This is a genomic window from Nocardia salmonicida, assembly GCF_036142455.1.
GTDB lineage: Bacteria > Actinomycetota > Actinomycetes > Mycobacteriales > Mycobacteriaceae > Nocardia > Nocardia salmonicida.
In genome coordinates this window covers 6,493,610-6,506,840 of sequence record NZ_CP108014.1, presented here as the reverse complement: position 1 = coordinate 6,506,840, position 13,231 = coordinate 6,493,610, and the positions used below count along the sequence as shown (strand labels likewise).

Sequence of the window (13,231 nt, the reverse complement as noted above, 5' to 3'; positions counted from 1 at the left end):
CGAATTGTACGGTGACAGAGCGGTTTTGCCCGTCAACCGCGCGGACTCAGCCCAGACGGCGCTGACGGGCGATGTCGGCGAGGACGACGCCCGCGGCTACCGAGGCGTTGAGCGACTCGACCGGACCCGCCATCGGGATGCTCAGGATCGAGTCACAGTTCTCCCGCACCAGACGCGACAGGCCCTTGCCCTCCGAGCCAACGACCACGACCGTCGGGACGCTGCCGTCGAAGTTGTCGAGGGTGGTGTCGCCGTCGGCGTCGAGGCCGATCACCTGGATGCCCTGCGCGGCCCAATCCTTCAGTGTGCGAGTCAGATTGGTGGCCCTGGCGACGGGGAGGCGGGCAGCCGCACCCGCACTGGTACGCCACGCCACGGCGGTGACGCTGGCACTGCGACGCTGCGGGATCACCACGCCCTGACCGCCGAACGCGGCCACCGAGCGGATGACGGCGCCGAGGTTGCGCGGGTCGGTGATGTTGTCGAGCGCGACCAGCAGGGCGGGCTCGGCGGTGGACTTCACCCGGTCCATCAGATCGTCGGGGTGGGCGTAGCGGTACGGCGGCACCTGCAGGGCAACGCCCTGGTGCATTCCGTTGGCGCTGAGCCGATCCAGATCGGTGCGCGGCACCTCGAGGATGGAGATGCCCATATCGGCGGCGCGCTGCACGCTCTCCGAGAGCCGGTCGTCGTTCTCGGTGCCGACCGCCACGAACAGGGCGGTCGCGGGCACCTCGGCGCGCAGACACTCGAGCACGGGGTTACGGCCGAGCACCAACTCGGGACCCTCGTCGGACTTGCGGCCGACGCGCGGCACACCGGACTTACCGGTCGGACGGCCCTGTGCCGCATTGGCTTTGGCCTTCTCGGCGGCTCTGGCCCGCTTGGCGGCGGGGTGCTTGGTGCGCGCGACGGCGGGCGGGGTAGCACCCCTGCCCTCCAGCCCGCGGCGATGCTTGCCACCGGAACCGGCGACCTGCCCCTTTTTGGTGCCGCCCTTGCGTACCGCTCCGCGTCGCTGTGAATTGCCTGCCATCAGTTCGCCTTTCCGCTCGATGCGCCCAGCGACCATTCCGGCCCCTGCGGGGTATCGGTTACCTCGATACCCGCGGCGATGAGCCGATCCCGTGCGGCATCGGCTTCTGCCCAGTTCTTGTCGGCCCGCGCGTTCGCCCGGCGATCCAGCTCCGTGCGGACGAGCACGTCGAGCGCGTCGATCGCCGCCGAATTGTCGGCGGGGGTGTACCACTGTTCGTCGAGCGGGTCGACGCCGAGAATTCCCAGCATCGCCCGCACCTGACCGGCCAGTTCGACCGCGGTCTCGACCGCACCCGCTTCCAGCGCGCGATTGCCCTCGTGCACCACGTGGTGAATTTCGGCGAGCGCCTTCGGGACTGCCAGATCGTCATCGATCGCGGCGGCGAATCCGTCGGTCCATTTTCCGATCGGCACCTCGCCCGCTCGGTCCAGCACTCGCTGCACGAAGGCTTCGATGCGCTGATACGAGGCGACCGCGTCGTCGAGTGCCTTGTCGGAGTATTCGAGCATCGAGCGGTAATGCGCGCTGCCCAAGTAGAAACGCAATTCTACCGGGCGCACCCGGGTGAGAACATTCGGCACCGAGAGCACGTTGCCGAGTGACTTCGACATTTTCTCTCCGCCCATCGTCACCCAGCCGTTGTGCAGCCAGTAACGCGCGAAACCGTCGCCTGCCGCTTTGGACTGGGCGATCTCGTTCTCGTGGTGCGGGAAAATCAGATCCATTCCACCGCAGTGGATATCGAATTCCGGGCCGAGATAGAACTCGGCCATCGCCGAGCATTCCAGGTGCCAGCCGGGGCGACCGGGACCCCAGGGCGAGGGCCAGCTCGGCTCGCCCGGCTTGGCGGCCTTCCACAGCGTGAAGTCGCGAGGATCACGTTTGCAGCGGGTCGGAGTTTCGCCCTGGTGCACGTCGTCGAGGCGGTGGCCGGACAGCTCGCCGTAATTCGGCCAGCTCATCACGTCGAAATACACATCGCCCTCGGCGGCGTAGGCGTGACCGCGCTCGATCAGGCGCTGCATCAGGTCGACCATCTGGGTGATGTGACCGGTGGCGCGCGGTTCAGCCGAAGGCGGCAGGACCCCGAGGGTTTCGTAGGCGGAGTCGAAAGCGCGCTCGTGCGTCGCGGCCCATTCCCACCACGGCCTGCCCGCTTCGGCGGCCTTGTTCAAGATCTTGTCGTCGATATCGGTGACATTGCGGATGAACCGCACGTCGTAGTCGTGCGCGAGCAGCCAGCGACGCAGCACGTCGAAGGCGACGCCACTGCGCACATGACCGATATGGGGTTGCCCCTGGACGGTGGCCCCACACAGATACACCGAGGCACGGCCGGGGACCAGCGGGGTGAATTCCCGCATGGTTCGCGTGTCGGTGTCAAAAAGGCGCAAGGTCACGGCATTCGATCCTAGTCGGTGGGATTGTGGTGGGGTTGACCGGCCGGTTCGTGGCGCCGTGGTGAACGGAACAGCTGATCGAATCGGCGAAAAGCGATGCGCGGAAAGAAAGGTTCAGTGGCCCGTCGGGGCTACGAACATGCCGCGATCAGACAGGTGGCGATGGCGGCGATACCTTCGCCGCGACCGGTGAGACCGAGACCGTCGGTCGTGGTGCCGGACACCGAAACAGGGGCGTCGAGAAGTTCGCCGAGTACTTTTTGCGCCTCGGCGCGGCGCGGGCCGATCTTCGGGCGATTACCGATCACCTGCACCGCGGCGTTCACGACCTCGAAGCCTTCTTCGGCCAGCAGCCTGCGGACTTCGGTGAGCATGGCGGCGCCGGTGACGCCTGCCCATTCGGGGCGGCCGACGCCGAAGACAGCGCCCACATCACCCAGTCCTGCGGCGGAAAGCAGGGCGTCGCAGAGGGCGTGGGCGGCGACGTCGCCGTCGGAGTGGCCGGCGCACCCGTCGGCCTCGGAGAACAGCAGACCGGCCATCCAGCAGGGGCGTCCGGGCTCGATGGGGTGCACGTCGCTGCCGATTCCGACTCTCATCGGGCAACCGCCTGCACGACGGAGGAGGCGTCGACACCCGGGTGCCGGGCGGCCGGGGACCGGCTGCAGTCGGCGAGAAGCGCCTCGGCGAGGCGCAGGTCGAGGGGGGTGGTGATCTTGAACGCCAGCGGGTCGCCGGGGACGGTGTGCACGGCGATACCGAGGCGTTCGACCAGGCCCGCGTCGTCGGTGGCGCCGACGTCGGTGGCGTAGGCGCGGCGAAGCAGGTCGGCGGCGAAGCCCTGGGGAGTTTGGATGGCGCGCAGGTGGGCGCGATCGGGGGTCCCGGTGACGATGCCCGCGTCGTCGACCGATTTCACGGTGTCGACAACGGGCAACGCGGGGACCACGGCCTGACTGCCTGCCTGTAGCTCTGCGGCCACCCGCGCGATCAGCTCCGGCGGTGTGAGCGCGCGTGCGGCATCGTGCACGAGGTAGAACGCGGCGTCGGGTGCGGCCGCGATGCCCGCGCGCACCGAATCGGTGCGCTCGGCGCCGCCCACGACCACCTGCACCGGCACAGGGGGCATCGAACCGCCGGTCAGCGAGGTGGTGGTGGACAGCAACGTGGATGCGGCCTCGACCAGTTCGGCGGGTACGACCACGACAACCCGGTGCACCGCACCGGACGCGATCAGGCCGTCGACGGCCAACCGGACCATAGGTGTGCCGCCGACCGGAACGAACGCCTTCGGGGTGGGTTCACCCAGGCGCACGCCACGACCGGCGGCAGGGACCAGTGCTACGACAGGTCGCACTTGTTTATTTCTAGGAAGCCGCGGCGAGGACCTCGTCGAGCAGCGATTCAGCCTTGCCGTCGTCGGTGCCCTCGGCGAGCGCGAGCTCACCGACGAGAATCTGACGAGCCTTGGCAAGCATTCGCTTCTCACCGGCGGACAAGCCGCGGTCCTGCTCACGACGCCACAGGTCACGAACCACTTCGGCCACCTTGTTCACATCGCCGGAGGCGAGTTTCTCGAGGTTGGCCTTGTAACGGCGGGACCAGTTGGTCGGCTCCTCCGTGTGTGGCGCGCGCAGCACCTGGAAGACGCGGTCGAGACCTTCTTGGCCGACGACGTCACGGACGCCGACGTATTCAGCGTTCTCTGCGGGAACCCGAACGGTCAGGTCGCCTTGCGCAACCTTCAGGACCAGATACTCTTTCTGCACACCCTTGATGGTGCGGGTCTCGATTGCTTCGATCAGCGCCGCTCCGTGGTGGGGGTAAACGACGGTGTCTCCGACCTTAAAAATCATGTGTCCCGTGCCCCTTTCGATGTTCACAGTTTAACATGCGACTCGATAACGGCGCGATCAACTGTGCAGGTCAGGGCCACAACGAGGCCATCGCAGGGGTTGACATTGCAGAATTGATGTGCATTGTGTTGCGCCAGAACGGGTTAACTACCAGCATAGCGACCGGTTATCGCGCATCGGCAACCCGGCATCGATCCGGCAAACCCGCTCGAGACACCGAACCGTTACTTCCGCACCCGCGCGTCGCGAGCCCGAACGTCACCCGCGCGGAGTGAACTACTACGCTGCCTAGTTACTACCCTCCGGTCCCCGCGTGGACCGGAGTAGCCCGGTCGACATGGAGGACAAACCGTGACTGCCCTGAAAGCTGTGACCGCCCAGTCGGCGCGACGTCGCATGGTGACGGTTGCCGCGCTCGCCGCTGCCGCGGGCATCGCCCTGACCGGCTGCAGTGCCGGCCAGATCACCCAGACCTCGACGCAGGAAGCCGCCATCAACGGCAACCACGCCAACATCGGCGAGATCGCCCTGCGCAATGTGCACATCGTGTACCCGGAGGCCGCCGCCGAGCACGACAAGGGCGGCAAGGCGACGCTCTCGCTGTCGATCATCAACAACAGCGAGATCATCACCGATGAGCTGACCAGCGTGAGTACCGACCTGGGCCAGGTCAAGATCACCGGTCCCAATGCCGACCCCAAGTTCGTGCTGAAGCCGCAGCAGACCGTGTTCGTGGGGACGGGCGAGACCGAGCCCGCCGCGGCCGATGATCACCACGGCACCACCTCGGCCACCCCGACCGGTGCCGCCGCGGGCGTCGACCTCCCCTCGAACGATCCGGTGAAGACCCCGGCCACGATCGAGATCACCGGTCTGACCAAGGACATCGTCCCCGGCCTGACCTACAACGTCACGTTCAACTTCAAGGACGCGGGCACCGTGCAGGTGTCGGTCCCGGTCGACGCCGCCGCGGTCGCGCGCATCGAGAACGAGAAGTCCGGCCCCGCGCCCGAGGGTGCGGGCGGTCACTGAGACCCGCAGCAGGAAAGAGCCGTCGCGAACTTCGCGGCGGCTCTTCTCTTTGTGTCGGTCTCGGTCCGTAGGGTGCGCGTGTGGCCAAGACCAAAGCAGTCTTCCGGTGCTCCGCGTGCACGCACGAGGTGTCCAAATGGGTGGGTAAGTGCCCTGATTGCGGCGCCTGGGGAACGGTGAACGAGGTGGCCGTCTCGGCATCCACCGCGGCGCCGGGCCGCCGGGCGATGCTGCCGAGTACGGCCGCGGCGCCGTTGTCGCAGATCGACTCCAAGGTCACGCAGGCGCGGTCGACGGGGGTGAGCGAGCTCGATCGGGTACTCGGAGGCGGAGTAGTGCCGGGCTCGGTGGTGCTGCTGTCGGGCGAGCCGGGGGTCGGCAAGTCGACGCTGCTGCTCGAGGTCGCGTTCCGGTGGGCGGCGGCGCGCGAGGAGACCGCGCTGTATGTGACCGCCGAGGAGTCGGCCGGGCAGGTGCGGCTGCGGGCCGATCGGACCGGCGCGGTGCACGACCGGGTGTATCTGGCGGCCGAATCGGATCTGTCGATCGTGCTCGGGCATGTGGAGCAGGTACGGCCGACGCTGCTGGTGGTGGACTCGGTGCAGACCATGCTGGCGCCCGAGGTGGACGGTGTGATCGGCGGTGTCACCCAGGTACGCGCGGTCACGGCGGCACTCACCTCGCTGGCCAAGGCGACCGGGATCGCGGTGCTGCTGGTCGGCCACGTCACCAAGGACGGGAACGTGGCGGGCCCGCGCACCCTCGAGCACCTGGTGGACGTGGTGTTGCAGTTCGAGGGCGACAAGAATTCGTCGCTGCGGATGGTTCGCGGCATCAAGAACCGCTTCGGTAGCGCCGATGAGGTCGGCTGCTTCGAACTGCACGACGACGGCATCGCCTGCGTCGACGATCCCTCCGGGCTGTTCCTGCACCATCGCACCGACACCGTCCCCGGCACCGCGGTGACCGTCGCGATGGACGGCAAACGACCACTGGTGGCCGAGGTGCAAGGGCTCACCGTGAAGACCGAGATCCCGCAGCCTCGCCGAGCCGTGAGCGGGCTGGACTACAACCGCGTCGCCATGGTGCTCGCGGTGCTGCAGAGCCGAGGGCGGGTCTTCCTCGGCAAGCACGATGTGTACGCGGCGACCGTCGGCGGCATGCGTCTGCTCGAGCCGACCGCCGATCTGGCCATCGCCTTGGCCATCGCGTCCGCCGAGGCCGATATCGCCCTGCCCGCGGGCTGGGTGATCCTCGGCGAGGTCGGCTTGGCGGGTGAGGTCCGCAAGGTCACCGGGCTCGGCAGGCGCCTGGCCGAAGCCGAGCGTTTGGGGTTCACCACCGCTCTCGTCCCGCCCGGTTCGGAGAAAACGAAGACCGGCACGATGCGTATCCACGAGGTCGGGGACCTACGCTCGGCGCTGCGATTGGCCGAGCTCCGCAAATCCCGCGCACCCCGCGAGGTCGTGGCAGTGGAATAACCCCGGCAACCGCCCGAATCAGCACCGATCATCCATTTCCACGCCAATGTCCATTGACGGGCTGACCGATCCTGCGAACACTGCAAATCGACCCAACTCGAACATGTGACCAATGGCGCACCCGCACAATGCCCCCGGCAGCGGGAACGCGGCGTCAGGAGGCGAGGTTGAAGGGCTCCGCGGCACTGCGAACGGCGCCCAGTTGGGCGACGACCATGTACGCGCCCGCGGGCACCTGCAGTCGGTCGCCCGCGCACTGCGGCTGCGAGGTGGTGCCGAACCAGGTGCCCTTGTACGAGAGTTGTTCACCGGCCTTGAGCGTCTTCATTTCCGCCGGGTCGTCCTGGTTGCAGTCGTTGCTCGCCCAGAGCCTGCGCTGCCCGTCGAGGGTGTAGACGAGGAACTGCGGGCCCGCACCGAGGTCGCGCGCGCAGGCCGCGGACGAGATGTTGGTGATGACGGTGCCGAACGCCGGCTGGTCGCCCACCCGGTAGGTCGGCTGCCCGACCGTCACCTTCAGCGCCAGCGACTGATCCGAGCACGGCTGTGCCGCGGGCTGGTCGGCGGCGGAGGTCGTCGCGCTCGGCGTGGCCGACGCACTGCTCGACGAGCTACTCGGCGTCGAACTGGTCGCGGACGCGCTCGCGCTCGACTCCGCCGACGTGGTGGTACTCGCTGCCGCACTGCCGGCTCCGGACGAGTCCCCACCGCGCGCGACCATGGTGACGAGCCAGATCACGATCGCGAGCGCGACGACGATGACGCCGATCGCGAGTGCACGGCGGCGCCAGTAGATCTCCGGTGAGAGCGGTCCATTCGGTTCCAGCACACCTCAAAGGTAAGCGCAGCGCGCGGGGGCGCGCTCGATGACCTCGGCGTGTCGGGAGCCGAACCGGGCGTGAGTCCCCGGCTCAGACCACCTCGCCGATATTGCCGACGGTGCGCCGCAGGTGCACACGCCCGTCTTCGAGCTTGTAGGTGACGCTGGCGATAGCGCACTGACCAGTGGCAACGCGCTGGGAGATGATCATCGACCGCTGCATGAGCAGCTTGCTGGTCTCCACCACGTGACGCGCTTCGAGGTCGTCGAGCGAAGTGAGCCCTTCGCGTCGTCCGACCAGGATCGACGGCGTCACCCGCTCGACCACGCTGCGGATGAACCCGCCGGGTACTTCGCCGCCGTCGAGTGCGTCGATGGTGGCCTTCACCGCACCACAGCTGTCGTGGCCCAGGACCACGATCAGCGGCACATTGAGCACCTCGACGCCGTATTCGATCGAGCCGAGCACCGAACTGTCCACGACGTGGCCCGCTGTGCGCACCACGAACATGTCGCCGAGACCCTGATCGAAGATCAGTTCGGCGGCGACGCGGGAATCACCGCAGCCGAACAGAATCGCGTGAGGGTTTTGGCCCTTGACGAGTTTGGCTCGGTCTGCGGCGCCCTGGCTAGGATGCTGCAGGGTGTCGTTGACGAAACGCTCATTGCCTTCGCGCAACGACTTCCAGGCGCTTATCGGATTGGAACCAGGCATACCGACCATTGTGCACAGGCCCTTGGTTACCAGCGAGTCCGCCACGTTAAGCGTCGGCAAAGAGAGACTGGCTCAGAGGAAACGGGAACGGTGAGCATCGACGCGGAAGCCCTGCTCGATTGGTTCGGCGAGACGGCGCGCGCGCTGCCGTGGCGCGAGCCGGACGCGACCGCATGGCACATCCTGATGAGCGAGATCATGCTGCAGCAGACGCCGGTGGTGCGCGTGGAGCCGATCTGGCGCGAGTGGGTGGCGCGCTGGCCGGTGCCGTCGGCGATGGCGGCGTCGACGCAAGCCGAGGTGCTGCGGGCGTGGGGCAAGTTGGGGTATCCGCGCCGGGCGCTGCGGTTGCACGAGTGCGCGCGGGTGTTGGCGGCCGAACACGGCGACGTGGTTCCCGCCGACGTCGACGTGCTGCTGAGCCTGCCCGGAATCGGCGCGTACACCGCCCGCGCCGTGGCCTGCTTCGCCTACGGACAGCGGGTTCCCGTGGTGGACACCAACGTTCGACGCGTGGTCGCGCGCGCGGTGCACGGCCGCGAGCCGGGGAACCCGTCCTCGCGCGATCTCGCGGAGACCGAAGCCCTGCTGCCCGTCCCGGTGCCGCGCGCCGCGACCTTCTCGGCGGCCCTGATGGAGCTGGGCGCCCTGGTCTGCACGGCCCGCAATCCCGACTGCGCCCGCTGCCCGCTGCCCAGTTGTGCGTGGGTCGAGGCGGGCAAACCCGCCGCCGCGGTGGCCCGCAAGGTGCAGAAGTTCGAGGGCACCGACCGTCAGGCTCGTGGCCGGCTGCTCGATGTCCTTCGCGACGCCTCGGGCCCGGTCGAGCGGATCCGCCTCGACCTGGCCTGGACCCGAGATCCGGGTCAGCGCGCGCGGGCGCTGGATTCGTTGCTGGTCGACGGGCTGATCGAGCAGACCGATGACGGACTGTTCGCCCTGGCGGGCGAGGGAAGCGCCGCCGGGTGACACTTCGCGCGTAGCGAGGCCGACCGGCTCACCCCGTGACGCGTTGCAGGAACCGGCCGACGTGTTCGCGGTAGACCTCGGGTTGTTCGTCGTGCACCAGGTGCCCCGCCGCCGCGACGCGCACATACTCCGCATCGGGATGCACCTCGGTCATCGTGCGCATCTGCCGCGGCGGGGTGATGGTGTGCTCGCCTTCGATGAGCAGCGCGGGGACCCGCAGCGACTTCCATTCCGTCCAGAAGTCGCGCGTACCCCACTCTTCGGAGATCGCGCGGAAGGTGTCCACCTCGCCGTGCAGGCGGTAGCCGTCGGGCGCCGCGGTGAACGCGCGAAGGAAATAGGCGCCCGCGACCGGGCCGAAGTAGTCGAGCACCGCCTGTTCGTCGGCGAACGGTTGCGGCCATGAGTGGATCAGCTCGGCCCAGTGGGCGGCGGTACGGCCGGTGAAATCGGGGGCGATGTCCTCGACGACGATCGCGCGCACCCGCTCGGGATAGGTCGCCGCGAAGACCCACCCGTGGATCGCGCCCATCGAATGCCCGACGATCACCATCGGTTCGGTGATCTCGGCGGTGAGCTCGGCCAGGTCGGCCACGAATGCCTCCGTGGTGAGCTCGGCCGGTGTCGGCCGCCCGTGCCCGGCGGCGTCGACGGCATAGACGTGCCCGTAACCGCGCAACCACGGCACCTGATCGGCCCAGGTCCGCGCGCTCCCCATCAGCCCGTGCAGCAGCAGGATCGGGGTACCGGACCCACCTTCGTCGTTCAACACACCCCGATACTGCCCCAGCCCTGTCACGTGGCGGCACCAGCCGCAATAATCACCACCATGGCTGTTGTGAAGATCAATGCGATCGAGGTTCCCGAGGGCGCAGGCCCCGAGTTGGAGAAGCGGTTCGCCGCGCGTGCGGGTGCGGTGGAGAACTCCCCCGGATTCCTCGGCTTCCAGTTGCTGCGCCCGGTCGCCGGTGACAACCGGTATTTCGTTGTGACGCAATGGGATTCGGAGGAATCGTTCGCCACGTGGCGTGACGGTCCGGCCCGCGCGGCGCACGCCGGAAACGGCGGCGAGGGCGAGCGTCCCAAGCCGGTGTCGACGGGCGCCTCGCTGCTCGAGTTCGAGGTCGTCCTCGACGTGCCCGCGAAGGGCTGACAGCGGCGTTTCCGCTGGACATGCGGTTGCCTGTATTGACGTAGACGGCTCGCGGCTGTCACAGTTCGAGGGAACATACGCGAGGGTGCGCGGTAATTCCGGTGTGAATCCGGAGCGGTCGCGCCACTGTATCCAAGTACCGGGTCCCCGGTGCCGGAGAGCCAGACACCGGCACCTTCGCACCACACTTCAACCGTGGGACGCGTATCCCTGAAGGAGGACCCGAATGGCAATCGTTCATTCACCCAGCCGATCTACCGGCCTCGACACCCTCGCAACCGTGCTCGTCACGGTCGGCGTCGTCCTGCTTGCACTGCTCGCCCTGTACCTGGTCGGTTTCGACCAAGGGGCCGTCTCGCGTAGCGGGATGTTCCTGCACGAGCTGATGCACGACGGACGTCACCTGCTGGGCGTTCCGTGCCACTGATCGGATCACTCAAGACCCTGCTGTTGCGCGGCCTGCTGGCCGGCCTGATCGCCGGCCTGCTGGCCGCGACAGTGGGCTACTTCGTCGGCGAGCCCCAGGTGGACGCCGCGATCGCCATCGAAGAAGCCGCGGCCGCTCCGGCCGAACACGGCCACGAAGCCGCGCAGCCGCAGGGCCATTCCCACGGCGACGAGGACGAACCGCTGGTCAGCCGGTCGGGCCAGAAGGCGGGACAGTTCCTCGCACTCGGTTTGGCGGGCATGGCGTTCGGCGCGTTGTTCGCATCGGCGGTGAATGCGGCACGCCGGTTCACCACCCTGTCCGGACCCCAATTGTCGCTGACCACAGCGGTTCTCGCGTGGGCGGCGATCGTCGCGGTGCCGTTCTTCAAGTATCCGGCCAACCCGCCCGCGGTGGGTGATCCGGACACCATCAACGACCGCACCTGGCTGTGGGTCGCGGCCGTCGTACTCGGCCTTCTTGCCGTCTCGGCAGCCGTCGCGGCCTACCGCGCGGTCGCCGCGTCGGACACGCTCCGGCTCATCGCCGGGGTCGGCGCGTTCGTCGTGGTCACCACGGTCGGCTACGTGCTGCTGCCCGGCGTGAACGAGGTGGCCGACGACTTCCCCGCCACTCTGCTGTGGAATTTCCGGGTGGCCTCGCTGGCCGAAACCACCACTCTGTGGGTGAGTTTGGGGCTGGCGTTCGCCGCGCTCACGGAATTCGCTTCGCGGCGTAGCACTCCGGTAGTGGACAAGGTTCCTACCGCAGGGTGATCCTCGCGAGCAGCTGAGAACGGCAGTGTCGGTGTCATGACCGGCCCTGCCTTTCTTGTTTCCACCACTCGCCCCCGCGCCGTGAACGTCGCGTTCGGCGGACTCGTCACCGCTCTCGCCGCGGGTGTCGCCGAAGGACTGTTGCGCGCCGCGCGTGGTGGCGACGAGTTCGGCGCCACCGCCGCGGGTCTACTACCCCGGCTCGCCATCTACCTGGCGGTCGCGGGGGTCGCGCTGTACATGCTCAACGGCAGTCGGGTGGCCCGCGCTCTGCTGACCGTCGGCATCGGCGTGGTGGGCCTGGTCTCGCTGATCATCGAGCCGCTGGCGGTCGTGTTGTCCACCGACGACTACACGACACTGTTCGACGGCATGTCCCCCAGTTCGACCGTGCTGGCAGGCTGCCGAACCGTTCACATCCTGGCGGTCGTCATCGCGATTCCGGCGATGTACACCCCCGCCGCGCACCGCTGGTTCACCCGGCACTGACGACCGGCGTGATCGTGCGATCGGTCGCGGCCGATCGCACGATCACAGCGGAGCTGGTCAGCCCAATGCGGCGTCGAGCTCGATCTCGGCCACGCCGGCGAGCGCCTTGCTGACCGGGCACCCGTTCTTGGCCGCGAGGGCCGCCGCGGCGAACCCGTCGGCGTCGAGGCCCGACGCACGTCCGCGCACGGTGAGCTTGATCTTGCTGATCCGGAAACCACCGGCCGGGTCGGGCGCGAGGGTCACGTCCGCGTTGACGTCGAGGCTTTCCGGCGTCCCGCCCGCATTGGCGATCTCCGCCGACAGCGCCATCGAGTAGCACGACGAGTGCGCCGCCCCGATCAGCTCCTCCGGGCTGGTGCCCTCGGCCGTCTCGGCCGTGCGGCGCGGGAAGCTCACATCGAACTTGCCCACACCCGAGCTGACCAGTTCGACCTGCCCGGACCCGTCCTGGAGTCCGCCTGACCAGAGTGTGCGTGCGCTACGAGTCGGCATTGCGATCCCTTCGATTCGGAGGTGTTGCGTTCGGTGTCGAACCTACGCGAGCCGAACAGCGCTCGGCCGACGATCGGCCCGGTATGCCGGTCAGACGGTGGCGCTGGTGATTTCGTCGAGCCGCTCGAGTTTGTCCGGCCAGACCTGCTTGTGCAGATCCCGGATCGCCGCGGTGGGGAAACCGGAGTGGCGCAGGCGCAGGCGGATGCCGCGTGGTTGTTTGAGGAATTCGGCGGCGACCACCGTTTCGACGCCGTCGGTGGCGGCGGTGACCCAGGTGAACTCGATGCGCCGGTTCGGCTCGAGCAGCAGGATGCGGCCGTAATGGGGGTTGCGTTTCTCGGGCGAGCCGGTGTCGAAGTAGAGGGGCTCGTTGACGGCGGGGCGCATCAGCACCGATCCGGGAACGGCCAGCCACAGGTCCATGCCTTGGGTCCAGGCCGCGTAGAGCAGGCTGGGCGAGGCTTTCATCACGCGCTCGACCGTGAGCTCGTGTGGCCGCGTGGACAGGTCCGGGGGGCGAACTGGCTGGTCCATCAGCCGACCTTACCGGTCATGACCGGCCGATCCTCTCATCGG

At 68.1% G+C, this 13,231-nt stretch carries 17 protein-coding genes; 7 read left to right on the top strand and 10 right to left on the bottom strand.

From position 1 onward, the window contains the following. Positions 1-46: 46 nt before the first annotated feature. The 5 genes from rlmB to carD all read right to left on the bottom strand — a co-directional run bounded on the left by rlmB (position 47) and on the right by carD (position 4,295). Positions 47-1,036, bottom strand: a complete 990-nt coding sequence (gene rlmB, locus OHS03_RS30445; RefSeq protein WP_056819366.1) for a 23S rRNA (guanosine(2251)-2'-O)-methyltransferase RlmB — start codon at positions 1,034-1,036, stop codon at positions 47-49. Next, on the bottom strand, positions 1,036-2,439 hold the full coding sequence (cysS, locus tag OHS03_RS30440) for a cysteine--tRNA ligase (RefSeq protein WP_063004562.1): 1,404 nt from the start codon (positions 2,437-2,439) through the stop codon (positions 1,036-1,038). Before cysS ends, rlmB begins: the two co-directional genes overlap by 1 nt. Before the next feature lie 131 nt (positions 2,440-2,570). Beyond that, positions 2,571-3,038, bottom strand: coding sequence for a 2-C-methyl-D-erythritol 2,4-cyclodiphosphate synthase (gene ispF / locus OHS03_RS30435; protein ID WP_328658799.1), 468 nt, complete (start codon positions 3,036-3,038; stop codon positions 2,571-2,573). After that, positions 3,035-3,796, bottom strand: a complete 762-nt coding sequence (gene ispD / locus OHS03_RS30430; RefSeq protein WP_328658797.1) for a 2-C-methyl-D-erythritol 4-phosphate cytidylyltransferase — start codon at positions 3,794-3,796, stop codon at positions 3,035-3,037. Before ispD ends, ispF begins: the two co-directional genes overlap by 4 nt. A gap of 10 nt (positions 3,797-3,806) precedes the next feature. After that, entirely contained in the window at positions 3,807-4,295 is a 489-nt protein-coding gene (gene carD / locus OHS03_RS30425; protein WP_019044685.1) for an RNA polymerase-binding transcription factor CarD, read from the bottom strand. 351 nt (positions 4,296-4,646) lie between these two features. On the opposite strand from carD, the gene OHS03_RS30420 reads away from it, so the two are divergent. Continuing rightward, positions 4,647-5,327 (top strand): copper chaperone PCu(A)C domain-containing protein, encoded by a 681-nt coding sequence (locus OHS03_RS30420; RefSeq protein WP_328658795.1) that lies wholly within the window; start codon positions 4,647-4,649, stop codon positions 5,325-5,327. An 80-nt stretch (positions 5,328-5,407) separates the two neighbouring features. Continuing rightward, positions 5,408-6,808, top strand: coding sequence for a DNA repair protein RadA (radA, locus tag OHS03_RS30415; RefSeq protein ID WP_328658793.1), 1,401 nt, complete (start codon positions 5,408-5,410; stop codon positions 6,806-6,808). A 154-nt stretch (positions 6,809-6,962) separates the two neighbouring features. Here the strand turns inward: radA and OHS03_RS30410 are convergent, their stop codons facing one another. Next, positions 6,963-7,637 (bottom strand): hypothetical protein, encoded by a 675-nt coding sequence (locus OHS03_RS30410; RefSeq protein WP_328658791.1) that lies wholly within the window; start codon positions 7,635-7,637, stop codon positions 6,963-6,965. Between the two features lie 82 nt (positions 7,638-7,719). Beyond that, a complete protein-coding gene (locus OHS03_RS30405; RefSeq protein WP_056819369.1) occupies positions 7,720-8,343 on the bottom strand; it encodes a carbonic anhydrase in 624 nt (207 codons plus the stop codon). Positions 8,344-8,433: 90 nt separating this feature from the next. On the opposite strand from OHS03_RS30405, the gene OHS03_RS30400 reads away from it, so the two are divergent. Then, positions 8,434-9,312 (top strand): iron-sulfur binding domain-containing protein, encoded by an 879-nt coding sequence (locus OHS03_RS30400; protein WP_328658789.1) that lies wholly within the window; start codon positions 8,434-8,436, stop codon positions 9,310-9,312. A gap of 28 nt (positions 9,313-9,340) precedes the next feature. Here OHS03_RS30400 and OHS03_RS30395 read toward each other — a convergent pair whose 3' ends face one another. Further along, a complete protein-coding gene (locus tag OHS03_RS30395; RefSeq protein WP_328658787.1) occupies positions 9,341-10,084 on the bottom strand; it encodes an alpha/beta fold hydrolase in 744 nt (247 codons plus the stop codon). Positions 10,085-10,141: 57 nt separating this feature from the next. Here OHS03_RS30395 and OHS03_RS30390 point away from each other — a divergent pair, with 57 nt between their 5' ends. The 4 genes from OHS03_RS30390 to OHS03_RS30375 all read left to right on the top strand — a co-directional run bounded on the left by OHS03_RS30390 (position 10,142) and on the right by OHS03_RS30375 (position 12,157). Continuing rightward, positions 10,142-10,465 carry an antibiotic biosynthesis monooxygenase family protein gene (locus OHS03_RS30390; protein WP_056818984.1) on the top strand — a complete coding sequence of 108 codons (324 nt, stop codon included), beginning with the start codon at positions 10,142-10,144 and terminating at the stop codon, positions 10,463-10,465. A 226-nt stretch (positions 10,466-10,691) separates the two neighbouring features. After that, entirely contained in the window at positions 10,692-10,892 is a 201-nt protein-coding gene (locus OHS03_RS30385; protein WP_056818985.1) for a CbtB domain-containing protein, read from the top strand. Beyond that, positions 10,883-11,668 (top strand): CbtA family protein, encoded by a 786-nt coding sequence (locus tag OHS03_RS30380; RefSeq protein ID WP_328658785.1) that lies wholly within the window; start codon positions 10,883-10,885, stop codon positions 11,666-11,668. The genes OHS03_RS30385 and OHS03_RS30380 overlap by 10 nt, the downstream gene beginning before the upstream one ends. A 36-nt stretch (positions 11,669-11,704) precedes the next feature. Beyond that, positions 11,705-12,157 (top strand): hypothetical protein, encoded by a 453-nt coding sequence (locus OHS03_RS30375; RefSeq protein ID WP_328658782.1) that lies wholly within the window; start codon positions 11,705-11,707, stop codon positions 12,155-12,157. Between the two features lie 57 nt (positions 12,158-12,214). Here OHS03_RS30375 and OHS03_RS30370 read toward each other — a convergent pair whose 3' ends face one another. Together OHS03_RS30370 and OHS03_RS30365 are read right to left on the bottom strand one after the other, a co-directional pair. Then, positions 12,215-12,652 carry an OsmC family peroxiredoxin gene (locus OHS03_RS30370; protein ID WP_328658780.1) on the bottom strand — a complete coding sequence of 146 codons (438 nt, stop codon included), beginning with the start codon at positions 12,650-12,652 and terminating at the stop codon, positions 12,215-12,217. Between the two features lie 90 nt (positions 12,653-12,742). Continuing rightward, positions 12,743-13,189: an SRPBCC family protein gene (locus OHS03_RS30365; protein ID WP_056818993.1), complete on the bottom strand. Its 447-nt coding sequence runs from the start codon at positions 13,187-13,189 to the stop codon at positions 12,743-12,745. Positions 13,190-13,231: the final 42 nt, after the last annotated feature.

Excerpts from the sequence above, each read along its gene's own strand:
- rlmB (WP_056819366.1), bottom strand. The coding sequence starts at position 1,036 with ATGGCAGGCAATTCACAGCGACGCGGAGCGGTACGCAAGGGCGGCACC.
- OHS03_RS30385 (WP_056818985.1), top strand. The coding sequence starts at position 10,692 with ATGGCAATCGTTCATTCACCCAGCCGATCTACCGGCCTCGACACCCTC.
- OHS03_RS30390 (WP_056818984.1), top strand. The coding sequence starts at position 10,142 with ATGGCTGTTGTGAAGATCAATGCGATCGAGGTTCCCGAGGGCGCAGGC.
- OHS03_RS30375 (WP_328658782.1), top strand. The coding sequence starts at position 11,705 with ATGACCGGCCCTGCCTTTCTTGTTTCCACCACTCGCCCCCGCGCCGTG.
- ispF (WP_328658799.1), bottom strand. The coding sequence starts at position 3,038 with ATGAGAGTCGGAATCGGCAGCGACGTGCACCCCATCGAGCCCGGACGC.
- OHS03_RS30365 (WP_056818993.1), bottom strand. The coding sequence starts at position 13,189 with ATGGACCAGCCAGTTCGCCCCCCGGACCTGTCCACGCGGCCACACGAG.
- OHS03_RS30370 (WP_328658780.1), bottom strand. The coding sequence starts at position 12,652 with ATGCCGACTCGTAGCGCACGCACACTCTGGTCAGGCGGACTCCAGGAC.
- carD (WP_019044685.1), bottom strand. The coding sequence starts at position 4,295 with ATGATTTTTAAGGTCGGAGACACCGTCGTTTACCCCCACCACGGAGCG.
- OHS03_RS30405 (WP_056819369.1), bottom strand. The coding sequence starts at position 8,343 with ATGCCTGGTTCCAATCCGATAAGCGCCTGGAAGTCGTTGCGCGAAGGC.